This is a genomic window from Pseudomonas sp. KH_021, from assembly GCF_057838865.1.
This window is the reverse complement of sequence record NZ_CM174477.1, coordinates 5,461,552-5,487,903: the sequence shown is the minus strand read 5'-3', so window position 1 is coordinate 5,487,903 and position 26,352 is coordinate 5,461,552. Positions and strand designations below refer to the sequence as shown.

The 26,352-nt window shown below is 58.3% G+C and carries 21 protein-coding genes and 3 pseudogenes; 8 read left to right on the top strand and 16 right to left on the bottom strand.

Annotated elements, in window-relative coordinates:
- Positions 1-24: 24 nt before the first annotated feature.
- The 6 genes and pseudogenes from AC3IX4_RS25365 to AC3IX4_RS25340 form a co-directional block, all read right to left on the bottom strand.
- Complete coding sequence (locus AC3IX4_RS25365; protein WP_489258069.1) at positions 25-396, bottom strand: ethanolamine utilization protein EutQ; 372 nt, start codon at positions 394-396, stop codon at positions 25-27.
- Positions 393-1,721, bottom strand: coding sequence for an NAD(P)/FAD-dependent oxidoreductase (locus AC3IX4_RS25360; RefSeq protein ID WP_489258068.1), 1,329 nt, complete (start codon positions 1,719-1,721; stop codon positions 393-395). Before AC3IX4_RS25360 ends, AC3IX4_RS25365 begins: the two co-directional genes overlap by 4 nt.
- Before the next feature lie 9 nt (positions 1,722-1,730).
- Positions 1,731-2,966: an FAD-dependent oxidoreductase gene (locus AC3IX4_RS25355; RefSeq protein ID WP_489261365.1), complete on the bottom strand. Its 1,236-nt coding sequence runs from the start codon at positions 2,964-2,966 to the stop codon at positions 1,731-1,733.
- Positions 2,955-3,116, bottom strand: a pseudogene (locus AC3IX4_RS25350) (rubredoxin); the annotation flags it as partial. The gene AC3IX4_RS25355 and the pseudogene AC3IX4_RS25350, both read right to left, overlap by 12 nt.
- A gap of 12 nt (positions 3,117-3,128) precedes the next feature.
- Positions 3,129-4,574, bottom strand: a complete 1,446-nt coding sequence (locus tag AC3IX4_RS25345) for an aldehyde dehydrogenase family protein (protein ID WP_489258067.1) — start codon at positions 4,572-4,574, stop codon at positions 3,129-3,131.
- 10 nt (positions 4,575-4,584) lie between these two features.
- Entirely contained in the window at positions 4,585-5,775 is a 1,191-nt protein-coding gene (locus AC3IX4_RS25340; protein ID WP_489258066.1) for an aromatic ring-hydroxylating oxygenase subunit alpha, read from the bottom strand.
- A 42-nt stretch (positions 5,776-5,817) separates the two neighbouring features.
- Between AC3IX4_RS25340 and AC3IX4_RS25335 the strand changes: the two genes are divergently transcribed.
- Entirely contained in the window at positions 5,818-5,991 is a 174-nt protein-coding gene (locus AC3IX4_RS25335; protein ID WP_489258065.1) for a hypothetical protein, read from the top strand.
- Positions 5,992-6,174: 183 nt separating this feature from the next.
- Positions 6,175-7,878, top strand: a complete 1,704-nt coding sequence (locus tag AC3IX4_RS25330; protein WP_489258064.1) for a BCCT family transporter — start codon at positions 6,175-6,177, stop codon at positions 7,876-7,878.
- Positions 7,879-7,953: 75 nt separating this feature from the next.
- Here the strand turns inward: AC3IX4_RS25330 and AC3IX4_RS25325 are convergent, their stop codons facing one another.
- A complete protein-coding gene (locus tag AC3IX4_RS25325; protein ID WP_489258063.1) occupies positions 7,954-8,862 on the bottom strand; it encodes a LysR substrate-binding domain-containing protein in 909 nt (302 codons plus the stop codon).
- A gap of 104 nt (positions 8,863-8,966) precedes the next feature.
- Positions 8,967-9,764, bottom strand: a complete 798-nt coding sequence (locus AC3IX4_RS25320) for an AraC family transcriptional regulator (protein WP_489258062.1) — start codon at positions 9,762-9,764, stop codon at positions 8,967-8,969.
- Between AC3IX4_RS25320 and AC3IX4_RS25315 the strand changes: the two are divergent.
- Positions 9,679-10,587 (top strand): annotated as a pseudogene (locus AC3IX4_RS25315) (efflux RND transporter permease subunit); the annotation flags it as partial. The gene AC3IX4_RS25320 and the pseudogene AC3IX4_RS25315 sit on opposite strands and share 86 nt — an antisense overlap.
- Here AC3IX4_RS25315 and AC3IX4_RS25310 read toward each other — a convergent pair.
- From AC3IX4_RS25310 to AC3IX4_RS25275, 8 genes are all read right to left on the bottom strand, one after another.
- Entirely contained in the window at positions 10,575-10,781 is a 207-nt protein-coding gene (locus AC3IX4_RS25310; RefSeq protein WP_489258061.1) for a hypothetical protein, read from the bottom strand. The pseudogene AC3IX4_RS25315 and the gene AC3IX4_RS25310 overlap by 13 nt on opposite strands.
- 134 nt (positions 10,782-10,915) lie before the next feature.
- Positions 10,916-12,871 carry an acetate--CoA ligase gene (acs, locus tag AC3IX4_RS25305; protein ID WP_489258060.1) on the bottom strand — a complete coding sequence of 652 codons (1,956 nt, stop codon included), beginning with the start codon at positions 12,869-12,871 and terminating at the stop codon, positions 10,916-10,918.
- A 246-nt stretch (positions 12,872-13,117) separates the two neighbouring features.
- Positions 13,118-14,638 (bottom strand): acetaldehyde dehydrogenase ExaC, encoded by a 1,521-nt coding sequence (exaC, locus tag AC3IX4_RS25300; RefSeq protein WP_489258059.1) that lies wholly within the window; start codon positions 14,636-14,638, stop codon positions 13,118-13,120.
- Between the two features lie 75 nt (positions 14,639-14,713).
- A complete protein-coding gene (gene phnX / locus AC3IX4_RS25295; RefSeq protein WP_489258058.1) occupies positions 14,714-15,541 on the bottom strand; it encodes a phosphonoacetaldehyde hydrolase in 828 nt (275 codons plus the stop codon).
- 39 nt (positions 15,542-15,580) lie between these two features.
- Positions 15,581-16,924, bottom strand: coding sequence for an MFS transporter (locus AC3IX4_RS25290; protein WP_489258057.1), 1,344 nt, complete (start codon positions 16,922-16,924; stop codon positions 15,581-15,583).
- 274 nt (positions 16,925-17,198) lie between these two features.
- Positions 17,199-18,365 (bottom strand): 2-aminoethylphosphonate--pyruvate transaminase, encoded by a 1,167-nt coding sequence (locus AC3IX4_RS25285; protein ID WP_489258056.1) that lies wholly within the window; start codon positions 18,363-18,365, stop codon positions 17,199-17,201.
- A 643-nt stretch (positions 18,366-19,008) separates the two neighbouring features.
- Positions 19,009-19,914, bottom strand: coding sequence for a LysR family transcriptional regulator (locus tag AC3IX4_RS25280; RefSeq protein ID WP_489258055.1), 906 nt, complete (start codon positions 19,912-19,914; stop codon positions 19,009-19,011).
- Between the two features lie 89 nt (positions 19,915-20,003).
- Entirely contained in the window at positions 20,004-20,540 is a 537-nt protein-coding gene (locus AC3IX4_RS25275) for a 2,4'-dihydroxyacetophenone dioxygenase family protein (protein ID WP_489258054.1), read from the bottom strand.
- Positions 20,541-20,903: 363 nt separating this feature from the next.
- Between AC3IX4_RS25275 and AC3IX4_RS25270 the strand changes: the two are divergent.
- The 5 genes and pseudogenes from AC3IX4_RS25270 to AC3IX4_RS25250 form a co-directional block, all read left to right on the top strand.
- Positions 20,904-21,291, top strand: a pseudogene (locus tag AC3IX4_RS25270) (gamma carbonic anhydrase family protein); the annotation flags it as partial.
- Between the two features lie 361 nt (positions 21,292-21,652).
- Entirely contained in the window at positions 21,653-22,864 is a 1,212-nt protein-coding gene (locus tag AC3IX4_RS25265; protein ID WP_489258053.1) for an ABC transporter substrate-binding protein, read from the top strand.
- Positions 22,865-22,933: 69 nt separating this feature from the next.
- On the top strand, positions 22,934-23,809 hold the full coding sequence (locus tag AC3IX4_RS25260) for a branched-chain amino acid ABC transporter permease (protein ID WP_489258052.1): 876 nt from the start codon (positions 22,934-22,936) through the stop codon (positions 23,807-23,809).
- A gap of 11 nt (positions 23,810-23,820) precedes the next feature.
- Positions 23,821-25,602, top strand: a complete 1,782-nt coding sequence (locus tag AC3IX4_RS25255; protein WP_489258051.1) for a branched-chain amino acid ABC transporter ATP-binding protein/permease — start codon at positions 23,821-23,823, stop codon at positions 25,600-25,602.
- Positions 25,595-26,299, top strand: a complete 705-nt coding sequence (locus tag AC3IX4_RS25250) for an ABC transporter ATP-binding protein (RefSeq protein WP_489258050.1) — start codon at positions 25,595-25,597, stop codon at positions 26,297-26,299. The genes AC3IX4_RS25255 and AC3IX4_RS25250 overlap by 8 nt, the downstream gene beginning before the upstream one ends.
- Positions 26,300-26,352: the final 53 nt, after the last annotated feature.

The window sequence follows — 26,352 nt, the reverse complement described above, 5'->3', positions numbered from 1 at the left end:
CCCCAGACCAGTGCTGGTCGGTAGTCAGACGAGGCCGTGGCGCTGTTTCCAGTCGCCCGGATAAACCACATAACCGAACAGCGCGTGACCTGCGTACACCAGCTCCGTGCCTTCGGGAATCCACAGCACTTGGCCAGGCGTCACGCGATACACCTCGCCATTGGCCCTGAGTTCAAAGCAGCCCTCTATGACGAAAATCACTTCGTCATAAAGCAGCGTCCAGGCCACCTCGGCGCCTTCCCAACGCGCAAAGCCGACCCCCATGTTTGGCGACACTTCATTGCTGATGGCGCGCGCCACGCCCGCATTGCCGGGAGGACCCGCGCGATGGATGAACTCCAGCTCGCGGTGATCGACCAATAGCACCGGGCCCTTGCCGCTCGTTGCGCCAGTCATACTTCGCTCCTGCTGTTGAATGCCGCCCAACGGATCCGTGTGCGCACGCCCAGGCCCAGAAAAGGCTCCGGCGGGTTGCGTGACGGCATGCCGGTCACGGCGCGGATATCACTCAGGTGCCCGGAGTCGGCGCCCACTGCCATGTCGGCCAGCAGCGTGCCGGAGATGGTGCCCCATGCCGCGCCAACGCCGTTGTCACAGGCCGTTGCGTAAATACCCTGATCGAGCTGGCCAAAGTAGTTGGTGAAGTTGCGCGAAATTGCATATGCCCCGCCCCAGGTGTGCGTGAACGGCACTTGGGCAAGCTGGGGGTAGCGCGCCGCAAAGGCCTTGCGATGGTCCTCGCGAATCCTGTTGCGCGTGGCATCGGTGATGCTGCGGCCGTAACGGGGAACGTGCTTGTAGGTATTGCGGATAATCAGGCGCCGGTCCTGGGTCATCCGTACGGTGGTGCCGGCATGGTCAGCAGGGGTGAGCCCCCAGTCGGTCTGGCTGCCGACGGCCGCCATCTCGGCGTCGCTCAATGGCCGGGTCCAGCTGGCGAAGGTCATCACCGGCAAGAGGCGGTTACGCAAGAAACCGAACTCTTGAGTGAAGATGCTGGTGCCCAGCAACACCTTCGGGGTGCGGATCAGGCCGTTGTCACCCCGCAGCAGCCACTTGCCGTTGGCGTCTTTCTCCAGCGTACGGATCGGCGACTCTTCAAGCACCTCGACGTTGCCTGGCAACGAGTCGCCCAGGCCACGCACCAGGGCGGCGGGCTGCATCAGGTAGCAACCGGGGGTGTAGATGGCGCGGCTGTAGTAACGGCTGCCGAGTACACCTTCCAGTTCGTCGCGCCCGACCACGCGATAGGGTTCACCCAAATCGGCCATTAACTTTTCGAAGTGATCCAGATAGCCCTCGCCACGTGCTCCCACGGCGCCTTGGTACTTGCCCGCATGGGACCACTGGCACTCGATGCCGTGGCGGCCGATCAGTGTTTGCAGTTGATCGATGGCGGCCCGGTTGAGGCCGAGCAGGCGTTGTTTGTGCTGCGGATCGGGATGTTCCAGCGCGAACTTGTGCGGCAGGTCGATGACAAAGCCCGAGTTGCGCCCGGAGGCACCGTAGGCAATGCGCTGGGCATCCACCAGAATGATGCGTGACTGTGGCAGGTGCTCGGCCAGGCGGCGTGCTGCGGCAAGGCCGGCAAAGCCTGCACCGATCACCACGTAGTCGGCGTTCTGTTCGCCGGTCAGGCGCTTGCTCGGCGCAGGTTCAGGCAGCGCGGCATACCAGCCGCAGCTGCGATCATCGTGAGGCAGATTGACGATACTGTTCATTGTTCGGCCTCAGGCCACATCTAGTTGGGTGTTCTGGCAGCTTTGCAGCCAGGAATGACGTTGCAGTTGTGCCTGACGCCCGAGAAGGACGAAGCCGCGCATGGCACCAGAATGGTCGTGGAACGCAGCGCTCAATCCATCGCTGGTCGTATCGCAACGCCACTGGCCCTCGCAGTCACTGGGTGGGGTCAGCAGGCACAGCGGGGCGGCCGGGGTTTTCACCGTCACGGGTGCCAAGGGGTAGTGCGCGGCGGTCGGCTGGCCCAGCAACGTTTTGGCCAGCGCGCGAATGCCTTCGTTGATCGGCGCAAGATACGGCAGTAACTGGCCATCGATTTCGACACAATCGCCCAGGGCGTAGATGCCCGGTTGCGAGGTCTGCAGTCGGGCATCAACCTTGATACCGCGGCCGCAGTCCAGGCCTGCTTCCAGGGCCAGCTCAAGGTTGGGGCGCAGGCCCACCGCACTGAGCACCAGATCGGCCTCAACGGTTTGACCGTCGGCCAGGCTCAGTTGGTAGCCATCTGTGTTGCGTTCGATGCGCTGCAAGGTGGTACGCAGGTTCCACTGCACACCCAGCGCCGACAATGCCTGCTGCAAGTGCAGGCCTGCAGCCTCGGGCAACAAGCGCTCCATGGGCCAGGCGCCCAGGCCGATCACCCGCACCTGATAACCATTGCTCGCCAGGTCATTGGCGAACTCGCAGCCAATCAGCCCGTCGCCGAGAATCGCGACGCTGCGCACACCTTCAAGCTGTTGCCGGAACGCCTGGTAATCCTGCAGGTTGTTGACGCTGAGCAGCGCCTCGGAGCAACCCTCGATGGGTAGTCGCACCGCAGAGGCACCACTGGCCAGTACTAGTTGGCCGTAATCCATTTCGCCGAGGCTGGTGTATAGGCGCCGTGCCTTGGCATCGATGCGTTCGACCCGGCACCCGGTGTAGATACGAATGCCCAATCGCTGTTCGATCGCCAGCGGGCTTTCGGTGGCCAAGGCTGCGGCGGTGCGCCCCTGAGCCAGCGCGATAGACAGCGCAGGCTTGGAGTAGATATGCCCCGCTTCCTGGGTCAGTACGCGAATCTCCAGCTGCGGGTCGGCTTTGCGCAGCGCTTGTGCCAGGCCGTAGCCGGCATGGCCACTGCCGATGATGACCACAGGTTGTGCCGGGCGGGCAGCGACCACAGGCTGGGCCTGGATGATCGGGGCTGCGGCGACGGCTGCCACCGGGGTGCTGATTTCGATCATTTCAAAGTCGGCTTTACCAACCTTGCACTCAGGACACAGCCAGTCCTCGGGCACATCCTCCCAGCGGGTGCCGGGGGCAATGCCGTCGTCGGGCCAGCCTTTGGCCTCGTCATAGATCAGGCCACAGATGATGCAGAGCCAGGTTTTCATCGCGCTACCTCCTCACTCGCCCTTGATACGCACGGCCAGGTTTTTGGTCCTGACGTAGCTGTAGAGCGCTTCCTGGCCTTTTTCCCGTCCGAAGCCGGAGAGCCCGACGCCGCCAAACGGCGTTTCGATGCCACCGGCATACCATTCGTTGACGAACACCTGGCCGGCACACAGACGCCGCGCGCAACGCAGGGCGCGATTGAGGTCCTGGGTGAACACGCCCGCCACCAGCCCGAACACGGTGCCATTGGCAATGGCGATGGCCTCGTCTTCGGTGTCGAAGGGGATCACCGCCAGTACCGGGCCGAAGACTTCGGTCTGGGCGATTTCCATTTGCGGGGTCACATCGCGCAGTACGGTCGGTGCCATGTAGTGTCCGCGCAGGCCACTGATGGCCTCGCCACCGGTCGCGACCACCGCGCCTTCCTGCTGGGCGCGTCGGCACAGGGTCTCGATGCCTTCAAGCTGGCCGGCAGAGATCACCGGCGTATGGTCCGGGTTGTCCTGGCCAAGGCCAACGGTCAGCCCCTCGGCCATCGCCACCACGCTCGCGACGACTTCGTCATAGATCGAACGATGCACCAGCAGGCGCGACATGGCCGAGCACACCTGGCCTGCGTTGAAGAAGATGCCGCTTTTCACACTGTTCAGTAGCTGTTCGCGATCAGCATCCGGGAACACCAGTGCGGCCGACTTGCCGCCCAGCTCCATGACACTGGGAATCGCGTGTTCGGCGGCGGTGCGCAGGATGCTCTGCCCGGTACCGACAGAGCCTGTGAAGACGATCTGGTCTACGTCGCGATGGCCAGCAAGGTAGGCACCCACTTCACGGCCACGGCCACAAATCAGGTTGACGGCGCCCTTTGGCAGGCCCGCACGTTCGATGGCCTGCATCAGGACACACAGCCCCAGCGGCGACAGCTCCGGCGACTTGATGACCACCGCGTTGCCTGCCGCCAAGGCAGGGGCCAGGGAGCGGGCGCAGATCGACACCGGGAAGTTCCACGGCACGATCTGCAGCGATACGCCCATGGGGTCGTAGACGGTGAAATCCATGTAACCGTCGCCCAGTGGAATGGACTTGCCCTCGATCTTGTCGGCCATGCCGGCGTAGTACTCGAAGTAACGCGCCGCCTCGACAAATTCGTCACGGGCATCACGCAGGCTCTTGCCGTTTTCCTGGCACAGCACCCACGCGCCTTGTTCGGTTATTGCACGAATCTGTGCGGCAATTTCCAGCAGCCAAGTGACTCGCTGCGCAGGGCGTACACGGGTCAGCTCGGCGCTGTCGGCGCAGCGCCGGGCGGCCTTGAGGGCACGCTCGGCATCGGCCACGCCGGCCTGTGCGATGGTCGCCACGGCGTCGCGGGTGCCAGGGTTGTGGATGGTCAGATGCTGCTCACTGTCGGCCCATTGGCCGTCGATGAAGTTCAGCCAGTGCGGTGCTATCGAATGCATGGTCATCACCTCAGGCGCGTTGCGCGCAGTCGAGCAGCTGGCGGGCAGCCCATTTGTGGAAGTAGTGGGTCGGCAGGTCCATTTCAGGCGAGAACGCTCCACCGCTGTAGCCAGGGGAGTGGCGGCCTTTCTGCATGCCTTCGACCGAGGCGATGTCTTCGGCGAATACCACCCGCCAGGACTCCATCACCGCTTTGCGCGAGGCGTCGTAGTGGTTGTCCAGCGCTTCGTCACCCACATAGAACAGGCGCAGGTGCTCGATGGTTTTACCCGGCGCCACCGGCTCCAGCATCATGGCGAAGGCGTGGTCGGCCTGGATGCCCAGCAGCACGTTGGGGAAGAACGCCACGTACTCGGCGGTGCGCAGGCGGTCCTGCGGCCAGGACGGGAAGGTTGGCAAATGGGTACCGGCAACGGCCGAGAGGTTGTAGGCGTGGCTGCCCTGGCCGGCAAATTCCTCGAACATGATGTTGTAGTGGTCTTCCAGGCGCGAGTAACTGTTCAGGCTCGGGTGTACCCACGGCAAGTGGTAGGCCTCGCAGTAGTTCTCGACCGCCAGCTTCCAGTTGCAGTTGACTTCGATGCTCATGGCGCCGCCATTCGCTTCACGGCGCAGCAGGCTCATGCCGTCGGTGCCCAGGAACTGGGTCCAGCGCTCGGTCAACGGTTTCAGTTGTTCTTCAAGGGCCGGGGCATCGCCAGACAGGTTGATAAACACCATGTCCATCCAAATGGTGGTGCGCAGTGACTTCAGGCCGTGCTTCTCGCAAGCGAAGCGCTCGTCCTTGTGCTGATTGATACCACCGACGTGCGGCGTGCCTTTCAGGCCGCCATTCAGGTCATAGGTCCAGGAGTGGTACGGGCAGCGAATCACGCCCTGGACTTCACCCGCCTGTTGCACCAGTTTCACGCCGCGGTGGCTGCAGACGTTATGGAACACCTGCACCAGGCCTTCGCGGTTGCGCATCATCAGCAGCGGCAGGCCCATGAAGTCCACAGGCTTTACGTAGCTGTTGGTCGGCAGGTCGCTGGCAAAACCGATGCAGGCCCAGTTGCGCCCCAGTACCTGATCACGCTCAAGCTCGAAATAGCGCTGGTCGGTATAGAACTCGTTGGTCAGGCCATGGGCTTCATGGATTGGCGCCAGAACGGTTTCCAGGGTATGCACAGGGATAAGGCGGGAATCAGTCGTCACGGTCATTTTTTGTTTTCTCTTGTTAGATGCACGGCAGGCAATGCCTTGATGCCTGACGCCAAGTTTCGGCAAGAGAAGGAGGGCTCGACAAACGATTTATTTCAGCTGTATTTATTAGTTTTTATCATTAATGATTTATTCGCGGGTGCGGGTGTAGCAAAGGCAGGGCATGGAAATGATGGTATTGTTGATTTTTCCGTATTAATGATTTTTGGTAATTAATTTATGATAAGAAATAGTTTGTCGAAGCACCGGTAGTTCTCCCATTTTGTTAGGGCCCAAGGGAGCGTGCCGCACCTTGGGCCTGCGGGAAGACCGCCGCCAGGGATTTGGCACCTGCCTGTGGCAGCGGCTCTACCCAACCGTGATTTCAAACCCTTGAACAAAAACAATAGGGGATAACCAATGCGTGCCGAATCTGGCCTGCTCAAAGGCCTCAATCCCACCGTGACGATATGGTCGTTGCTGGCCGTTGTACTCTTCGTGCTGTTTTGCGCCCTGTTCGCCGAACATGCAGCTGCTGCTTTTCAAAGCGCCTCCGACTTCATCCTGCAGAACTTCAAATGGTTCTACCTTACCTCCGTCACCGTTGTGCTGGGGCTGCTGATTTACCTGATGTGCAGCAAGTACGGGCACATCAAGCTTGGACGTGACGACGACAGGCCCGAATTCAGTTTCGGCTCCTGGATTGCCATGTTGTTCAGTGGCGGCATGGGCATCGGGCTCATCTTCTGGTCGGTTGCAGAACCCATGTGGCATTACGCGGGTAACCCGTTCGCGACCGGCCTCACCGATGAAGCCGCCACCACCGCCATGCGCATCACCCTGTTTCACTGGGGCCTGCACCCCTGGGCAATCTTTACCATCGTCGGCCTGGGCCTAGCGTACTTTGCTTACCGCAAGGGCCTGCCGCTGAGCATGCGGTCGATCCTTTACCCGCTGATCGGTGAGCGCATCTACGGTCCGATCGGCCATGTGGTAGACATCCTTGCCGTGGTGATCACCGCGTTCGGGGTATCCCAGTCGCTGGGCCTAGGTGTTGTGCAGATGAACACCGGCCTGAGCAAGGTGTTCGACCTGCCCATCAGCCTGGGGGTGCAGATCACACTGATCGTGCTCATTACCATGGTGACCACGGTATCGGTCATGGCAGGTGTGTCGCGTGGCATGAAGCGCCTGTCGGAATGGAACATGCTGCTGTCGGTGGTGCTGGTGGTGCTGATCCTGCTCCTGGGGCCGACCCGCTACATCCTCAACCTGATGCTTGAAAGCACCGGTGACTACGCCCAGCATATCGTCGGCCTGAGCTTCTGGAGCGATACCCAGAAAGACAGCGGCTGGCAGAACTGGTGGACGGCGTTCTACTGGCCGTGGTGGATGACCTGGGGGCCGTTCGTTGGCCTGTTCATCGCCCGGATCTCCAAGGGCCGCACCATTCGCGAACTGATTGCTGGCGCACTATTGGTACCAACCCTGGTGACCATCATCTGGATGTCGGTGTTCGGTGGTGCTGCGCTTAAAACCGAGCAGGTTGATCGCCAGCACCACGAGCAACTGGTCGCCAGTGGTGAACTGCAGGGCGACAAAGCCAAGTTTGAGGGTGGCACGGTGTTGCTTGCGACCAAGCAGGAAACCACCGCCGCGATGTTCACGCTGCTGCACAAGATCGATGGAGGCACCCTGGGCAAGGTGCTCAGCGTGCTGGTCTGTATCCTGCTGGCGACCTACTTCATCACCTCGGCCGACTCTGGCACCCAGGTGCTCTGTACGTTGAACTCCATGGGTAGTGCCAACCCGCCGCAGAGTATCCGGTTGCTCTGGTGCATCCTGGAGGGCGCCATCGCAACGGCCCTGCTGATGGCGGGCGGACTCAAGGCTATCCAGATGGCGAGCATCGCGGCGGGGCTGCCAATTGCGGGGTTCATCTTGCTGATCAGCTACACGCTGATGCGCAGCTTGCGCCAGGAGATGGCTGACGGGCTGCCCGATACCCCTTCGGGCGGGCGCAGGCCCATGCCGGAAGCTCTCCCGCAAGGCGTCTCACCGATGGGTGGTTCGTTAACGGGCGGGGGCCTGGATAGGGAGCTGACAGCGAAAAAGGCTGGCTGACACCCGTCATCCACTCTCCTCGGCAAGGCACAAAACCGACAGTTATCGACTGTCGGTTTTTTGCTATGGGTGTGATTATTTCTGCACCGATGGCTGGGCCATCAACCAGTCCCGGAACAGCCGCACGCTTTGACGCGGGCCCCGCTCGGTGGGCGATTCCAGCAGGCAGAACTTGGCGTCCGTCTGCAGCACCACATCGTTGGGTTTGACCAGTGCACCGGTGCTCAACGCATCATCCACCAGGTTACCCCAGGCCAGAGCCACGCCCTGGCCACTGATCGCCGACTGGATCAGCATGCTGTAGCTGTTGATGTTGACCCGGTGCTTGGGCGCCATGGGCTCATAACCCAGGCGCTTGAACCACTCGGGCCAACCCACCCAGTCGCGCTGGGAGTCCTCGAGCCACAACCAGGTGCACGACAACAATCCTTCGAGGCTGCTCAACTGCGGATGCCTGGCCAGATAGCCCGGGCTGCACACCAGGAAAATCTCTTCCGAGAACAGCGGGGTGACGGTCATGTCCTTGGGCGGGGGGTTGCAGTAGTACAGCGCCAGATCGCTATCGAGCCTGGAATAGTCCTTCACATGATCATGGGCAATGATCCGCAGATCGATGTCCTCATGGGCGTTTTGAAAATCCGACACTTTGGGCAACAACCAGAGGGACGCCATGGCTGTACTGGTGGCCACGGTGACTTGCTGGTTGCCTTGCCACTGGCGTATCTCCCCGGTCGAGCGGGCCAGGTGCAGCATGCATTCACGCACCGTTTCGTAATACTGCGTGCCGGTGGGGGTGAGGGTCATGGTGCGGGTGGTGCGGATGAACAGTGCCTTGCCCAGGTAGTCTTCAAGCAGGCGAACCTGACGGCTGATCGCTCCTTGGGTCACGTTCAGTTCTTTGGCAGCAAGGGTGAAACTCAAATGGCGAGCCGCAGACTCAAACGCATGCAGGCTGTTGAGCGGCGGAAGAGGCTGGATTTTCACGTTTTGGGGTTCCACTCATTATTATTTTCAGCTGCTCTATATTAATGATCCGCTCAGTCACTGGGGGCTTGAGGAAATAATTTCGGGAGGCAAGCTGATCGGGACTATGACCGTTGTTTCTCGCGACGCCATGTTGACACACTGCAACCAAAGCGACCCGAGAACCATCTCGAAAAGGCACTCAAGGAAGAGAAGCCCAAAAGAATCGCTATTTCTGAAAGCGGTCGCTCGCGGTTCTCGACATATCGGTTCACCAGATCAACCCGAACCGCATCGACAATGGAGGAGTAGCTCTGATTGTGATGGGCGAGATGGCGGTACATGGTCTTGCGGTCCACTCCAAGCTGATGCGCCAGTTTTTCGGCTACGCATTCGCCTGTGGGCAATGTTGCGAAGACCAATTTCCTGACTTTATCGGGCATCGTAACGTCAGATTGAGCCAGTTTTTCATCCAGGAATTTTCGCGCATGACGCGCAATGAGTGGGTCATACGATTGGATCGCTGCATCTAAATCGGCGGCGGCGAACACAATGCCGTCGAATTCATGGTTGAACCGAACCGATGAACCAAACAAGCGCTGGTGCATCGCCAGGTTGGCTGGCGCGCGGTGCACCATTGATCCGTTAGTTATCCCGAGACGACGTATCAGCGATTGCCAGGCTTTACGCAGCGTCTGGTCCTCACGCAGGGCAATCGCCAGGGGGCCGAGGTTTTCCAATTGGCGGGTTTCGCCCATACGCTGGCCAAAGTCTTCGATCCCCGCTGCGCGAGCAGAATCTTCCAGGAGGTAAATAACCGATTTCGCCGGGATCACGGGGGTGCAGGCGACCACCTCGCTGGTCAACGCTGTGCGCCAGATTACCGCGGGTTCCTTCGAGGGTAACCCGAAGATGAACAGCATTCAGCGCAACCAGAACGTGCTGAACTACGGCGCGCAGCAGGCATCGGTGAATGCCCCGGAGCTGTTCAACAATGACTGTTCGCTGATGCCGGTGATCGCTTTCCTCAAGGACCACAAGGCCGAGACGTTGGATGGCGTGGTCGCGATTGCGGAAAAATACGCCCGCGAAAACAGCAGCGAAGATCGCCAGTTTCTGCTGGCCGCCGGCAGCGCCGGGATCGAAGCCGCGACCAACATCGTGGTGCGCGAAGCCAACCGCACCATGCTGATTTTCGTCTACCTGGCCGTGACCCTGTTCTGCCTGATCACCTTCCGCAGCTGGCGGGCAACACTGGTGGCGCTATTGCCACTGGTGCTGACCTCAATCCTCTGTGAAGCATTGATGGTCTACATGGGCATCGGCGTGAAAGTTGCCACCTTGCCGGTGATCGCGCTGGGGGTGGGGATTGGCGTGGATTACGCGCTATACCTGCTCAGCGTGCAGCTGCAATACCAGCGTCAGGGCCTGTCGTTGACGGAATCCTATCGTCGGGCGGTGGCGTTCACCGGCCGCGTGGTCGGTTTGGTCGGCGTCACCCTGGCAGTGGGCGTGGTCGGCTGGGCCTGGTCGCCGATCAAGTTCCAGGCTGACATGGGCATCCTGCTGACCTTCATGTTCCTGTGGAACATGCTCGGTGCGTTGATCCTGATTCCGGCGTTGTCGTACTTCCTGCTACGCGGGCGCTCGCTCAATCGCAGTGCCACCTTGAAAGAGCCGCGGGTATACACCACGGCGAACGTACAGACGATTGGGGACAGGCGGGTGGGAAGTCAATCTTTGTAAATCAAAACGAAATCTTCAGCGGAAGATTCGCCTCTGCTTAAAAAAACAACGGGAACATTTAGAAAGGCGCCTCTAAAAAACTCAGCGCTCGAGGTGATTGCCTCCTGAGCCTGCTGCGAAAATACCTGTAGCTGAGTGACTTCATTACCTTCAAGCGCTGACTGAGATAGAGCGTACAAGATCCTTTCTTTCATGCTGTCACCTTCATTTGATAATGCAACTCTGCAGCAGGACTTAGCGCCGACCGGATGATATCCAGCATTCAAACCATAAACTGGATAGTTCCCTCCCCATCGTGCCGGGCGGCTCTTAGTTGAGGCCTGATCTATTAGGCAGCACTCATGCTCCGGTGCGTGTCGATCAGTTTCAGCACTACGCTCGGATCGGCCAGGGTGGAGATATCCCCCAACCCATCGTACTCAGCGGTCGCAATCTTGCGCAGAATCCGCCGCATGATTTTGCCCGAGCGGGTTTTCGGCAGGCCCGGTGCCCACTGGATAGCATCCGGCGAAGCAATCGGGCCGATCTCCTTGCGCACCCAGTTTTTCAATGCCAGGCGCAGTTGCTCGTTCGGCTCTTCGCCGTCGATTAGGGTGACGTAGACATAAATGCCCTGACCCTTGATGTCGTGCGGCACACCGACCACCGCCGCTTCGGCGACTTTCGGGTGAGCGACCATCGCGCTTTCGATCTCGGCGGTGCCCATGCGATGCCCGGAAACGTTGAGCACGTCGTCCACGCGACCGGTGATCCAGTAGTAACCGTCCTCGTCACGACGCGCACCGTCACCGGTGAAGTACATGCCGCGGAAGGTCGTGAAGTAGGTGTCGACGAAGCGGTCGTGATCGCCATACAGCGTACGCGCCTGGCCTGGCCACGAATCGAGAATCACCAGGTTGCCTTCAGCCTCGCCTTCGATGATGTTGCCCAGGTTATCCACCAGGGCCGGCACCACACCGAAGAACGGACGTGCGGCAGAACCCGGCTTCAGGGCGTGAGCGCCCGGCAGCGGGCTCATCATGTTGCCGCCGGTTTCGGTCTGCCACCAGGTATCGACGATCGGGCAACGGGATTGGCCGAGGTTCTTGTAGTACCAGTCCCAGGCTTGCGGGTTGATCGGCTCACCGACCGAACCCAGCAGACGCAGGCTGCTGCCATCGGCGCCTTCAACGGCGGCAGTGCCCGCCGCCATCATCGCGCGAATAGCGGTCGGCGCGGTGTAGAGGATGTTGACCTGGTGCTTGTCGACGATCTTCGCCACCCGGGTGATGTCCGGATAGTTCGGCACGCCTTCGAACAGCAGCGTGGTCGCGCCATTGGCCAGCGGGCCATAGACGATGTAACTGTGACCGGTGACCCAGCCGACGTCGGCGGTGCACCAGTAGATTTCGCCCGGACGGTAGTCGAACACGCGCTCGTGAGTCATCGCTGCGTACAGCAGATATCCGCCGGTGGAGTGTTGCACGCCCTTCGGCTTGCCGGTGGAACCGGAGGTGTAAAGGATGAACAGCGCTTCTTCGGCGCCCATCTCTTTCGGCGCGCAAACAGTGCCGGCCACTTTCATCAGGTCCTCGAACCAGATGTCGCGATGCGGGTTCCACTTGATGTCGCCACCGGTGCGCTGGCACACGATGACTTTCTGGATGCTGCTGGTTTCCGGGTTGGTCAGCGCGTCATCGACATTGCTCTTGAGCGGGATCTTTTTGCCGGCACGCAGGCCTTCGTCAGCGGTGATCAGCACTTTGGATTTGCAGTCGATAATCCGGCCCGCCAGGGCTTCCGGGGAGAAACCACCGAACACCACCGAGTGAATCGCACCGATCCGGGTGCACGCCAGCATGGCGACCACGGCTTCGGGGATCATCGGCATATAGATCGTCACCACGTCGCCGCGGTGTACGTCCTGACCGCGCAGGGCGTTGGCGAACTTGCAGACCTGCTCGTGCAGTTCGCGGTAGGTGATGTGGCGGCTTTCGCAAGGGTCATCGCCTTCCCAGATGATCGCGATTTGATCACCACGCTCGGCCAGATGACGATCGAGGCAGTTGTAGGAAACGTTCAGGGTGCCGTCGGCGAACCATTTGATATCGACATGCTGATCGTCGAAGGACGCCTGCTTCACCGTGGTAAAAGGCTTGATCCAGTCGAGGCGCTTGGCTTGCTCGCGCCAGAAGCCGTCCGGGTTGACGACCGACTGCTGGTACAGGGCCTTGTAGGTCGCTTCGTCGGTCAGCGTACTGGCCAGAACCTCGGGACGAACGGGATACAGGGAAGCTGCACTCATCTTTCTTACCTCGGTGGAATAGTTGTTTTTGTGATCTGTTCTGTAGCCTGAACATTCGGCGTTGTTCGACTCACCCCATGGGCCAAGGGGCCGATGCCCGCCGCAGGGACGTTAGCAATCAATTCGTCGACCTGAGTCCGAGGCATCCCGCCAGCAAGGCTTGCTGGCGGGATGCCTGACTCGGTCTGTTACTGAGGAAGTGGATCTTGCAGTCCCGGCGACGTCGCGCGCAGCCGTGACTGCCTCTTAGAAGAAACCCAGCGGATTGATGTCGTAGCTCACCAGCAGGTTTTTGGTCTGCTGATAGTGGTCGAGCATCATCTTGTGGGTTTCACGGCCGACGCCGGACTTCTTGTAACCACCGAACGCGGCGTGCGCCGGGTACAGGTGGTAGCAGTTGGTCCACACACGGCCGGCCTTGATGGCGCGGCCCATGCGGTAGGCGCGGTTGATGTCGCGGGTCCAGAGGCCAGCGCCGAGGCCGAACTCGGTGTCGTTGGCGATGGCCAGGGCTTCGGCTTCGTCCTTGAAGGTGGTGATGCTCACCACCGGGCCAAAGATTTCTTCCTGGAACACGCGCATCTTGTTGGTGCCCTTGAGCAAGGTCGGCTGGATGTAATACCCGGTCGCCAGGTTGCCCTCGAGTTTTTCCATCTTGCCGCCGGTCAGCAGCTCGGCGCCTTCGCCCTTGGCGATGGCCAGGTACGAAAGAATTTTGTCGAATTGCTGTTCGGACGCCTGGGCGCCGACCATGGTGTCGGTGTCCAGCGGGTCGCCACGCTTGATCTGCAGGACTTTCTTCATCACTACCTGCATGAATTCATCGTAGATCGATTCTTGCACCAGGGCCCGGGAAGGGCAGGTGCAGACTTCACCCTGGTTGAAGAACGCCAGTACCAAACCTTCAGCGGCTTTCTCGATGAAGGACGGTTCGGCCTGCATGATGTCTTCAAAGAAGATGTTCGGCGACTTGCCGCCCAGCTCCACGGTAGAAGGAATGATACTTTCCGCCGCGCATTTCATGATATGCGAGCCGACCGGGGTCGAGCCGGTGAAGGCGATCTTGGCGATGCGCTTGCTGGTCGCCAGGGCTTCGCCGGCTTCTTTGCCAAAACCTTGCACGATGTTCAGCACGCCGGGTGGCAGCAGGTCGCCAATCAGCTCGATCAGTACGGTAATGCCCAGCGGGGTTTGCTCGGCCGGCTTGAGCACGACGCAGTTACCGGCGGCCAGGGCCGGGGCGAGTTTCCAGGCGGCCATCAGGATCGGGAAGTTCCACGGGATGATTTGCCCGACCACGCCCAGCGGCTCATGGAAGTGATAGGCCGCTGTGTGTTCGTTGATTTCGGCCGAGCTGCCTTCCTGGGCGCGGATGCAACCGGCGTAGTAGCGGAAGTGGTCCACGGCCAGTGGGATGTCAGCGTTCAGCGTTTCGCGCACGGCTTTGCCGTTGTCCCAGGTTTCGGTAACGGCCAGCAGTTCGAGGTTTTGCTCGATGCGGTCGGCGATTTTCAGCAGCGCCAAAGATCGGTCCTGCACCGAGGTTTTGCCCCAGGCATCGGCCGCCGCATGGGCAGCGTCCAGGGCCTTGTCGATGTCTTCGGCCGTAGAGCGGGGGAACTCGGCAATCGGTTGGCCATTCACGGGCGAAGTCGTCGTGAAGTACTGACCTTTGACCGGCGCGACGAACTCACCGCCGATGTAGTTGCCATAACGGGACTTGAACGAAACGATGGCACCGGGAGTGCCTGGGTGGGCGTAGTTCATGAGGGTGTTCTCTTGTTGTTTTTGGTCGTGGCCGCCCGTGGGACGGCCACTGTCAGTTTCACAAGCCGTACAGGGTCAGGAGCCCTGAGGGGTTTCGCCACGTGCCAGACGGGCATTGATGTCTTCGATGACGGCCGGCAAATCGACGATGGTGTCGATCAGGTAGTGCGGGCGTGAGGCTTCGAACATCTTGGTAATGCGGGCGCGTTCTTCGGCCAACTTATCCGAAGGCAGGTCCTTGAATGCTGCGTAGGTCAGGCCCAGTGCGTTGCCGGAGCAGGTCAATGCGACCGTCCACATACCCGCGCTGCGGCCTTCAAGGATGCCTGGCCAGGTGTCGTCGACCTTGACGCAAGCGGCGACGTCGCTGATGCCCAAGGCAATCACGTTGGCCAGAGCCTGAGCCGGGTGCGGGCGCCCATTGGGGACTTCGTCGGTCGCTACAACGTGGTCGGCGACGTAGCCGTTTTTGCGCGCCAGCTCGACGACTTTCTCCATCACCACCGCCGGATAGCCCGAGCACGAACCTATTTTCAGACCCTTGTCGCGCAAGGCATCGATCGTATCGAGGGCGCCGGGAATCAGCGCCGAGTGCAGGGCGATTTTTTCGATCTGCAATGGCATGAAGCGCTCATAGAGGGCAGTGACATCATCATCAGTCGGCAGGCGGCCGAAGGCTGCCTGGTAACGTGCGGCGATCTGTGGCTCGTTGCACAGCGTGCGGATGTGATCCCACTTGCCCATGCCCATCGGCCCGCGGGCTTCTGCCAGGGAAACCGCAACGCCAAACTCGGCGAACGCTTCGACGAAAATTTGAGTGGGTGCGAAAGAACCGAAGTCAACGACGGTGCCTGCCCAGTCCAGAACCACGGCTTGCAGTTGAGAAGGTTGTTTGTAGTGCATGGTGATTGCTCCAGTGATGGGTAAGTTGGGAATTCGAGTTCAGGGGGTAGTGCCGGCAAGGACTGGTTGTACCGGGGTCGATACCCATTGCGGGTTTTCCAGCGTTTTCGGTCGGCTGTTCCAAAATGGCACCAGCATCAAGCTGGCCAGGAGTGCCGAGCCAGTGAAGACCAGGAACACGGTGATGGTGTCGAAGTAACCTGGTAGCAAGCCGCCGAGGACCGCACCTACTGAACCGCAGCCATTGACGAAGCCTGCGGCGGAGGCAGCGCCATCCTTGCTGCCGAAGTCGACTGCAGCCGAGCCGCTGATCATTGAATCCGGCCCGTAGAGCGTCAGGCCCATCATGAATAACAGGCCGACCACCATATAAAGACTGCCGCTCTGCATGGCAGGAACGAACAACCCCAGGCAGGCAGTGAGGACCACTAGGCTAAGGACGCAGGCCGGTATACGACGAGCGCCAAAGTACTTGTCCGAGGCGATACCGATGAGGATTGGACCTAACAGACCTGCCAGTTCAAAAGAAGTAGGGACGATGGCGGATGCGACCTTGCCTATCTCGGGCATCCGTTCGTAGATGATCACTGGGCCCCATAGGAGGATGGCGTAACGCGCGGGCTTGAGCATGAAATAGGCAAGGCCAAGCACCAGTACGGTTCGATTTTTCATCACGGTGCGCAAGCCGGCCCACATACTTTCGCGCGGAACTACGACGTTGCTGACGGGTTCGACCTCGATTTCGACAGGAGGCAGTCCCACGTCCTCCGGTTGGTTGCGTTGCAGGAAAAAGAACAACACCGCCACCACCAGCACCACGACAGCGCTGCTGATGAACGCCATGCGCCAGTCGTGGTACGCGTTATAGGCCCACCAACCGGCAAACGGCGTGGCTACCAGACCGCCAAAGGCATAACTGGTGCTCCAGTAACCCAGTACACGGCCACGCACTCCGGTACTGAAGAAACTGCCGACGTTCTTGCATAGACCTGACCAGCCGGTGGACTGAGCAAGCCCCTGTACCAGCATGCAGGAGACGAAAATCGGCAAGGTGGCGTAGGTCCCCATGAGCAGCGCCGCCAGGGCCGAGATGACGAGGCCACTGAGTACCACGACCCTTGGTCCGAACCGGTCAGAGAAGTTGCCCCACAGAAATTGGCCCACGGCATAGGCCGTCAGGTAAAGGGCGTCGAGGTTGGCCATCATGGCCTTTTCGAGCATGAAGTTCGGGTCTTCGCCAATACCCAGTTTGGCGACAGAGAACGCTTTGCGGGTGAAGTAGAAGCCGGCGTATGCCACCCAAGTGATGAGGAAAATTTGCACGCGCCAACGCTGGAGGGATTTCCAGCCGGTTGCGAGAGGACTCGTGGTGTTCTTGTTCATGGTGTTCTGATCCCGTGTGAGGTGCCAGACAGCGCAAATGATGTCGGTTTTTGTTTTTGTTTTCGGTGCACAAGTCTGTCCAGGCGCACGACATCGATCAGATGGCCGTGAGAATGGCATCAGGCTTCAAGTTAGAAATGACTGCGGTCGCTGACTCCTGCCCGGCGCTGCCGAGCGATACGTCACCGAATCCTTGGTTTAAAAAAAAATCTCTGCCCAAAGGCGCTACCCATTGCACCTGTGCTCGAACCGGCAGAGACCTTGAAGGGGTCGATCAGGCTGCGGACTTGAGCATGTCGACGTTCATCGCCAGAAGGCTGTCGGCGATGGCGCGCAGCAATTGGTGGACGATGTATTCGTCGATTTGGCCGATGCAGCCGATGCGGAAACTCTCGGCAACGGTCAGCTTGCCCGGGTAGATGATGAATTGACGGGCCTTGAGTTCTTCGTAGAAGCGCGTGAAATCAAAATTGGGATGTTCAGGGCTGAAGAACGTGGTGATGATCGGCGACAGCCAACGGTCTTCCAGCAATGTCTTGAAGCCCAGTTCGCGCATGCCGGCAACTAGCACGTCGCGGTTGCGGGTGTAGCGCGCCAACCGGCCATGCACGCCGCCTTCGGCACTGTGCTGTTCCAACGCCTTGTGGAAGGCCACCACACTGTGGGTCGGCGGCGTGAAGCGCCATTGACCGGTGCGCTCCATGTAGGCCCACTGTTCGAAGAGATCGAGGGACAGCGAGTTGGCGCGACCCTTGGCGGCTTCTATTACGGAGCGGCGGATGATCACGAAACCGAAACCCGGGATGCCCTCAATGCATTTGTTAGCGGAGGACACCACCACGTCAAAGGCTATTTCATTCACCGTCAAAGGCACGGCGCCGAAGGAGCTCATGGCATCGATAATCAGGCTCTTGCCGTGGGCCTTCACGACATCGGCGATTTCACGCAGCGGGTTGAGGATGCCGGAGCTGGTTTCGCAATGGACGACGAAGACATTGGTGATGTCCGGGTTAGCCTTGAGCAGGGCATCCACTTCCTCCGGCTGCGGAGGCAGGTAATCGCCTTTGTCCAAGGTAATGAAGGCACGACCGAGGTATTCCAAGGTCTTGGTGGCGCGCTGACCGTAGGCGCCGTTCATTAGCACCAGGGCTTTACCGTCACGTGGGATAGCGGTAGCCAAAGCGGCCTCTACTGAGTAGCTGCCGCTACCTTGCAATGGCACGCAGACGAAGCTGTCGTTCTGTATGCCGGCCATGCTGAGCAATTTCTGGCGAACTTCAGCAGTGACTTGGTTGAAGGCACCGTCCCATGAGCCCCAATCGCGCAACATGGCTTCCTTGGTGGCTTTGGAGGTGGTCAGTGGGCCTGGGGTCAACAGGTAGGGCTCGCCCAAGGCAGGGGTTGCCAGCGGTTGGGTGGTCGGGAATTCAGCGGTGGTCATGATCTTCTCCGGCGGTGTTGTTTTTGTGAGGAGTGATGCATGGATTGATAAAAACATTTGCGCAGAAATAACTGAAATCGATTTATCACATTACAAATACAAGCTGAGCTTATGAGTTAGGTTTCATCGCCGCTGTAAATCAGCCCCGATCTGTCTGCCGGTTGGCCGCAGACTCCGAGCGACTGACCTGACAGTGTTGAAAAAAAAACCGCCCGGCGAATAGCCAGGCGGTTTTTTTGTGGGCAAGCGTAGAAGTTTCGCTGAGTGATCGAGGTGTTATCTGTAACGACCTGCAAACGAAACGTTCCGACCTGCAATCAGCGCCGTTTTCGACCAGAATTAACTGCGACTGTCCGGCCCGGCAAACCAGCGTTAGCTGCGAATGAACCTGAATTGATTCTCACCGACCTGCATTCCATCGTCGCCAACCAGCATTATCTGCAAGTGAGAAGAGGGATCACAGGTTTCCGACGCAGACTTAATGCCATGTTTGAGTCCTTCACATCTCTACGAGGATCTAGCTTCAAGCCGACGCGATGAGGCGATTCACATCCCAGGTGAAAAACTACAGAAAGAGATTAAGCGATAATCCAATCACGCGGTGCCGCCGCCGTCGTTGTGATCTGGGCAACCCAATACTTGCTCAACTAACCTTCCAAGGATTCTGCCGCCATTTTTCCTGAAAGAACTCAATAAATACCCGAATGCGGGGGCTCAGGTGTTTTCTATCTGAATACAACAGATAAACCGGCTCAATGATCCCCGACTTGAACTCCTCCAGCAGTGGCACCAGTGCTCCTGCTTTTACATCCAACCCAATATGGAAATCGGCCAGCTTGACGACACCCGCACCCGACAACGCCATGTCTCGTAGTAGGTCCCCTTGAGTGAACGACGCACTGGGCGTCACGGGTACAGAAACACCCTCTCCGTCCTGAACAAAAGTCCACTTATTCCACGGGCTCACAAAGCTGAAATTGAAGCACCGGTGGTTCAAAAGGTCAGCCGGAGTAGCGGGGACACCATGCTCAGCCAGGTAATCGGGCGAGGCACAAATCAGCCACTCACACTCCCCAACTCGCTTGGCAATACGTGAAGAACTGGGCAGCACTCCGCTGTGAATAGCGATATCAAGCCCCTGTTCAAAATGGTCGACAAACTGCGCCCCCAACTGAATTTCAACATCCAGGGATGGATACAAATCCAAGAACTCAGGAAGCCAAGGCACAATTTGGTGCTTGGCAAAAGAGGTCATGGTATGAATTCGAAGCGTTCCACTGACCCTGGAGGGTAAACCTTCAGCCAAGGAGTCAGCCTCGTTCATGGCTTCAACGACTGCCTTAGCACTACGTAGGTAAGCGGCCCCCTCCTCGGTCAGGGTGAGAACGCGTGACCCCCTCTGAAAAAGCCGGACCTGCAGCCTGTTTTCCAGCCGCGTGATCAACTTGCTGACTGCCGACGGGGTGATTTTATGGACCCGAGCAGCAGCCGAGAAGCTTCCACACTCGGTAGACCAGATAAACGCGAGTAGCTGTGAGTAATTATCCATTCCCTATCCTAGCGTAAATTATTCAGACTCATGTTCCCTGAACGACCATAAAAAAACGCGCCGAAGCGCGTTTTTATATACGGGTTAAGTTAGCGAATGAACTGCTCGATATAGTCGTCGGGCAAACCCAGCGTTTTGTAATGAGCGCGGGCGGTTTCAAGCTTGGTGAAAACGTCTTCGTAGCCTACCGCAATCCCTTGAGGATCGACGTAGGTATAACCACCTTGTACGTGGAACCAGGTGATCATTTCTTCAACGTCTTCGGGTACGAAAAGGGTGTGCGTTTCACCTGGAGGCTCGTAAGCAAAGGAGCCCTCTTCGGCAACCCAATCATGCTCCAGGTAATACCAGCGACCTTTGAGCACGATCGCATGCACGCCGCCGCTGTGGCGGTGACGAGATAGCACACCGGCCTGCCGCACACGTAGAAGATTAATGTAGTACCCGCCACTGGTATTGAGCAGAAGAGGCTTGAACGAAACGGTTTTGGTTACCGGAACCCACAGCTCATCATCTTCCAGCCATTGGGTCATTACACCCGGGTGAACCATGTCCGGAGTCATGAACGGTACTTGGGGCAACTGGTACGGAATCGCTAGCTCATCAGGCTTGACAGGGGTATTCATTTTTAGGCCTCTCAGTTTTTTTTCACAAAACCACAGCGAGTTGAGTGCGCTTGATTTCGGCTGATTGAAAGGTTATGGCAGTGACTCAGCGATGAAAATAGCTACCTATTCACACCAGCTTTGACCTCCAGTCATAGGCAGCGACTACCAGCAGAGTAGCAATCGTCGCTCTTAAGCCTTAACTGGCGCCGTGCTTTGCCGTACGACCAGGTCATTTTGTACCGCTCACAGCAGGCGATTGGGCGACCTTCAATCATCGCGACAATGTTGTTTGCACTGTTGATACCAATTTCCGTTGAAGGCACATAAACAGTCGTGAGAGCAGGCACCGAAACGGCCGCGAAGTCGATCGTCAAAACCGCTGGCGACAATGAGCAGATCTAGATTGGGCTAGGGACCAATGTACAGGACGGAGCCGTTCTGCATTCCGATCCAAGATTCCCGTTGACGGTGGGCAAGGACGTCACCATAGGCCATCAAGCCATGCTCCCATGGTTGTCACATCGGCGACGGCAGCTTAATAGGCATTCAGGCAGTCGTACTAAATGGCGCTCGAATCGATACGAACTGCTTGCGCTCGTGACGGAAAATATGGTGATTCCTGATGGCTCATTGGTGCAGGGTCTCCCGCCAAAGTCGTTCGCCCCCTCACTGAAGAGCAGCAGGCAGGATTGCGCGCCAATGCCAAAGGTTATTCACCAATGCCAGCCGCTTTTCGAAGGAGCTTGCTGTGAAACCTAACGATTTGTGAAGAACACATTGTCGGGTTCTGCACTCCACGCTGCCTCCGATCGCTGGTATGCAATAGACCTGTGCCGAATGATCATAGCTGGTGTGATTTTCCAGCTATATCCATCTAATCCAGTGGAGTCGTAATCTGCAGTTGTAAAGCACCGATTGTTTTGCAACTGCTGGTTAGAGAAAAGATGAATCGTTTCAGTCGTGCCAACTTTAACCATGAATGTGAAGCGCTTCCTAATTTTCCTGATCGATAATAAATATAAATTTGGACCCTCCATAGCAAGCTGCGTGATTACGAGCATGAACGTCGATGCGAATGAAGCGGTTCAACTGGTGTCCCAGTACGCTGGCACCCAACCAGAGAGATAACAATGAATACAAAAAGCTGGGTCAAAACCGCCTGCGTCATACTATCCGTGTCTACCTCAATTGCCGCATATGCGGATATCAAAATCGGTGCCCTATATCCCCTCAGCGGCTCTCTGGCGCTGCTAGGCGATGAGAGCTATCGCGGCCTAGAAATAGCGGTTGCAGAACGTAATGCTGCCGGAGGATTGAAAGGTGAGCAGATCAAACTGCTCAAAGCCGATGCGGTTGATGCCGGCCAGGCTGTAGGTGCCGCCCGAAAACTGACGTCTGTTGAAAATGTCACCGCCGTGTTCGGCAGCTATTCCTCAGCGCTGTCATTTGCTGCCACGCAAGTCACGGAAATGGCCGGTGTGCCGTATTTCGAGCTCGGTGCGGTCTCCGACAACATCACTGAGCGTGACCTCAAGTACGTCATGCGCAGCAATCCAACCGCCAGGAATTTCGCTGAAGGGACTATCACCGCGATTACGCAAATCGTAGGGCCCTCGTTAAAGGTCGACCCCAAGCAACTCAAGATCGCCATCATCCATGAGGATGCGTTGTACGGTACGACCATCGCCGGGTTCCAGAAGCAGCTGGCACAGGAACAAGGGCTGAACGTGGTCGAGGTGCTTCCTTATTCGGCCAAGGCCGTGGACCTCTCGTCACTGATTCTTCGCTTGAAAGGTGCACAAGCGGACGTGGTACTGCAGACCAGTTATCAGAATGATACGACACTGTTTTTCCGTCAGATCCGCGAAGCCGGTTTTAAACCTAAAGCCGTAATCGGTGCCGGTGGTGGGTATTCCATGCAGGACACCGTAAAGGTCGTCGGCGCTCAAAACATGGAAAGTGTTCTGGACGTGGATTTTCCTCAGTTTCAAACCAGTGAAAAGGGCGCTCCAGGCATCAACGCTTTCGCAAAAGCCTACAAAGAGCGTTTCGGTAGCGAACCGCGCTCAGGTCACAGCCTGATTAACTATGTCGGTGCGAAAGTCTTTCTTGATGCCATGGAAAAAAGCGATTCGCTGGAGGCTGATGCGATTCGGGCTTCGGTTGCGAGCGTAGATATTCCTGTCGGTGGTACGGCCGCCGGTATGGGAGTCAAATTCGCCGAGAACGGTCAAAACCAGCGCGCCAGTACGGCGATCATGCAGTGGCAAGACGGGGTGCTGAAAACCGTTTATCCCGAAGCCGCCGCCGTGACTCAAGCCCGTTTTCCCGATCACCCCTGAAGCCTAAAGTCCGGTTGAAGCTCGATAGGTGAGCTTCACGGATTCGTTCGCTCAAAAGGAGGGCGTACCTTGGAAATTTTCATCCAGCTGCTTTTGAACGGCTTATTGCTCGGTGGCACGTTGGCCATTATCAGCATCGGCCTGACCCTTATTTTTGGCATTGTCAGGGTGGTCAACTTCGCCCATGGCGAGTTCTTGATGATCGGTCTGTATGCGGTGTATCTGCTTAATGCGCACTTCGGGATTCATCCCTACGTGGCAATTATTCCCGCGACGATCATTTTGTTCGCCGCGGGCGCGGCGATGCAGCGGTTCATCATCCAGCCATTGCTCAGCGCCGAAGGGCACATCCAGATTTTTGCGACGGTAGGCGTCTCGATCGCCTTGATGAATGGCGCGCTGTTGATCTTCGGTGCCGACGTCATGACCGTGCAGAACATTAGCTTTGGCACCAGTACTGTCAGCATGGGCGCATTTCGCGTAAGCAGTGGGCAGTTGATCACTTTCGCGATGTCGCTGGTGCTGGTCGCGGGGTTGCACTGGTTTTTGCAAAACACCTTCCTGGGCCGGGCCGTTCGGGCCACCGCGCAACATCGCAACGCGGCGCAGTTGATGGGCGTCAACGTGAAGAAGATCTACATCTTTGCGTTTGGCTTGGGCTGTGCCTGCCTCGGTGTCGCATCCGGCCTTATCGCGCCTCAGTACCCGGTTTTCCCTACCGTAGGGACGTTCTTTGTTTTGACCGCGTTTGTAATTGTCGTGCTCGGCGGTCTGGGAAGTCTTTCAGGGGCCTTGGTCGGTTCGATGCTGATCGGAATTGTGGACAGCCTCGCGGGTTACTACATCGCTCCAGACCTGAAAGAGGTCGTTTATTTCTCGATCTTCCTGGGCATCCTGGTGTTCCGTCCGACAGGCCTGTTTGGCGCCGGTCGCGGGTCAGAATAAGGAAAATGGTCATGAATATTATGCATCCGCGTGTCTATGTCAGCGTGTTGGTCCTGGCATCGCTGTTGGTCATTCCGCTCACGGCGGGTTCTCCTTTCGTTTACCACCTGTTCATCTTGATTTGCAGTTATGCAGCGCTCGCGAGCGCCTGGAATATTGTCGGCGGCTTTGCCGGCCAACTCTCCCTCGGCCATGCGGTGTTTTACGGTGTGGGGGCTTATACCACCACACTGCTGATGATCAATCTGGGCATCAGTCCATGGATCGGGATGTTCGTTGGCGCCATCCTGTCATCCATGGTGGCGGTGTTGATCAGCTGGCCTTGCTTCAGGTTGCGCGGACCGTTTTTTGCCCTGGCGACGATTGCGGTACTGGAAGTCGTACGGCTGATGGCCATCAATCAACATGACGTGACCGGTGGTGCGGCAGGCTTGGGCGTACCGCTTAAGCTGGGCGTCGAATGGATGTTGTTTCGCCCGCGCTGGCCTTATCTGCTGATTGCCTTTGGTTTTCTGATCATCACCTTGGCAGTGTCCTGGAAGATCAAGAACTCACGTTTGGGTTATTACCTGATTGCAGTTCGCGAGCGTGAAGACGCGGCGCATGCGGTCGGTGTGAACTCGGTCAAAGTCAAACTGATCGCGGTCGTTTTATCGGCATTCCTCACCAGCCTGGTGGGGAGTTTCCATGCGATGTACCTGACCTTCATCGAGCCCGGCTCAATGTTCTCGCTGGAGATGTCGATTCAGATCGCCATGTTCGCGCTCATCGGCGGCCTGGGCACTGTCTCGGGGCCATTGATCGGAACGTTGTTGGTGTTGCCATTGGCGGAACTCGCGCGTGGCTGGCTTGGCGACATGGGCAGCGGTGTTCACGGCCTGGTCTACGGCATTGTGCTGGTCGTGGTGGTGCTGACGATTCCGCAGGGTGTGGTGGGGCGATTTGGTGCGCGCGTGTTCGGCTGGATCGACGCATTGCCCGGTGGTCGTCGGCCCCTCGCTACTGCGGTCAAGACAGTTAAATCCCCGGCGCCTGAGCGGCAATCGCAAACGAGCGGCGAACCCATTCTGGTGGCTGAAAACCTGCACAAGTTCTTTGGGGGGCTGCATGCGACCAACGATGTGTCGCTGAGCTTGGCCGAAGGCGAAATCGTCGGTGTAATCGGCCCGAATGGCGCCGGTAAAACCACCGTATTCAACCAGCTTTCCGGTTTTCTGCTGCCTTCCAAAGGGCAGGTCAAAGTTCGCCTGCCCAATGGCGAATGGGTGACCCCGAGCAGTCCGGCCGAGTTCGCTAAAGCGGGTATTGGACGCACCTTTCAGATTGTCCAGCCATTCGCCGATCTGAGTGTCTGCGAGAACATCATGCTCGGCGCCTTCATGCACACGGCTGATGCTAGGGAGGCGAGAGCGGTTGCAGAGCAAGTCGCTGAACTGACCGAACTCACCAATTTGCTGGACACTCGGGCACGCAACCTCACCGTTGGCGGTATGAAGCGGCTTGAAATGGCCCGTGCCTTGGCAACCCGTCCGAGGATCCTGTTGCTGGACGAAGTGATGGCCGGACTCAATCCAACGGATGTGGTCAAGGCGATAGCGGTTATCCGCAGAGTTCGCGATTCAGGCGTCAGCGTTTTGATGATCGAGCACCTGATGCAAGCCACCATGAGCTTGTCGGACCGCATCATCGTGATCAGCTCGGGCACGCTTCTCATGCAGGGCGCACCCAACGATGTGATCAACGATCCCCAGGTCATCGAAGCTTATCTCGGTAAGGAGTACAGCCATGCTTAAACTCAACAACGTCCATAGCGGGTATGGCGGTACTGAAATCCTTCGTGGGGTGTCCTTCGAGGTCAATGCCGGTGAAGTGGTGACCATCGTCGGTGCCAATGGTGCGGGTAAAACCACGACCTTGCGCAGCTTGTGCGGCATCGTCAGCCCCTCCCACGGCACGATCGAGTTTGAGGGAGAGCGCATCGACGGCAATCGTCCGGATCAGATTGTCGACGCCGGCCTGACGCTTATACCGGAAGGACGTCAGTTGTTTCCGTTCATCAGCGTGCGCGACAACCTGTTGATGGGCGCCTACAAACGCAGCGCTCGCGCGGGTTACAAAAAGCGTCTCGACGATGTTCTGGATCTCTTTCCCAAGGTTCGCGAGCGCCTGGATCAGAACGCCGGAACGCTCTCGGGCGGCGAGCAGCAAATGGTCGCCATCGCCCGTGGCCTGATGGCCGAACCCAAGCTGTTGATGTTCGACGAGCCATCCCTGGGCTTATCCCCCCTGCTGGTCTCACAGGTTTTCGAAATCATCAACAAGATCCTGGAATTGGGCACGACCGTACTGATCGTCGAGCAGAACATCGTCCATACCCTGCGAATCGCCCATCGAGGCTACGTGCTCGAGAACGGCGAAGTGGTGCTCAGCGGCACGGGGCAGGAGCTTCTCGATAACCCGCATGTCAAGCGCGCCTACCTGGGCCTCTGATGGCGTGGTTTCTGTAGCTGCGCACTTATTAAATCCGCAACAAAAGATGAGAA

What these genes read in the sequence shown, in the direction of transcription:
- AC3IX4_RS25345 (WP_489258067.1), bottom strand. Translation starts at nt 4,574, where the DNA reads ATGCATTCGATAGCACCGCACTGGCTGAACTTCATCGACGGCCAATGG.
- AC3IX4_RS25265 (WP_489258053.1), top strand. Translation starts at nt 21,653, where the DNA reads ATGAATACAAAAAGCTGGGTCAAAACCGCCTGCGTCATACTATCCGTG.
- AC3IX4_RS25290 (WP_489258057.1), bottom strand. Translation starts at nt 16,924, where the DNA reads ATGAACAAGAACACCACGAGTCCTCTCGCAACCGGCTGGAAATCCCTC.
- exaC (WP_489258059.1), bottom strand. Translation starts at nt 14,638, where the DNA reads ATGAACTACGCCCACCCAGGCACTCCCGGTGCCATCGTTTCGTTCAAG.
- phnX (WP_489258058.1), bottom strand. Translation starts at nt 15,541, where the DNA reads ATGCACTACAAACAACCTTCTCAACTGCAAGCCGTGGTTCTGGACTGG.
- AC3IX4_RS25310 (WP_489258061.1), bottom strand. Translation starts at nt 10,781, where the DNA reads ATGAAAGAAAGGATCTTGTACGCTCTATCTCAGTCAGCGCTTGAAGGT.
- AC3IX4_RS25330 (WP_489258064.1), top strand. Translation starts at nt 6,175, where the DNA reads ATGCGTGCCGAATCTGGCCTGCTCAAAGGCCTCAATCCCACCGTGACG.
- AC3IX4_RS25360 (WP_489258068.1), bottom strand. Translation starts at nt 1,721, where the DNA reads ATGAACAGTATCGTCAATCTGCCTCACGATGATCGCAGCTGCGGCTGG.
- AC3IX4_RS25250 (WP_489258050.1), top strand. Translation starts at nt 25,595, where the DNA reads ATGCTTAAACTCAACAACGTCCATAGCGGGTATGGCGGTACTGAAATC.
- AC3IX4_RS25255 (WP_489258051.1), top strand. Translation starts at nt 23,821, where the DNA reads ATGAATATTATGCATCCGCGTGTCTATGTCAGCGTGTTGGTCCTGGCA.
- AC3IX4_RS25340 (WP_489258066.1), bottom strand. Translation starts at nt 5,775, where the DNA reads ATGACCGTGACGACTGATTCCCGCCTTATCCCTGTGCATACCCTGGAA.
- AC3IX4_RS25355 (WP_489261365.1), bottom strand. Translation starts at nt 2,966, where the DNA reads ATGATCGAAATCAGCACCCCGGTGGCAGCCGTCGCCGCAGCCCCGATC.
- AC3IX4_RS25365 (WP_489258069.1), bottom strand. Translation starts at nt 396, where the DNA reads ATGACTGGCGCAACGAGCGGCAAGGGCCCGGTGCTATTGGTCGATCAC.
- AC3IX4_RS25275 (WP_489258054.1), bottom strand. Translation starts at nt 20,540, where the DNA reads ATGAATACCCCTGTCAAGCCTGATGAGCTAGCGATTCCGTACCAGTTG.
- AC3IX4_RS25320 (WP_489258062.1), bottom strand. Translation starts at nt 9,764, where the DNA reads ATGCTGTTCATCTTCGGGTTACCCTCGAAGGAACCCGCGGTAATCTGG.
- AC3IX4_RS25335 (WP_489258065.1), top strand. Translation starts at nt 5,818, where the DNA reads ATGCCTGACGCCAAGTTTCGGCAAGAGAAGGAGGGCTCGACAAACGAT.
- acs (WP_489258060.1), bottom strand. Translation starts at nt 12,871, where the DNA reads ATGAGTGCAGCTTCCCTGTATCCCGTTCGTCCCGAGGTTCTGGCCAGT.
- AC3IX4_RS25285 (WP_489258056.1), bottom strand. Translation starts at nt 18,365, where the DNA reads ATGACCACCGCTGAATTCCCGACCACCCAACCGCTGGCAACCCCTGCC.
- AC3IX4_RS25280 (WP_489258055.1), bottom strand. Translation starts at nt 19,914, where the DNA reads ATGGATAATTACTCACAGCTACTCGCGTTTATCTGGTCTACCGAGTGT.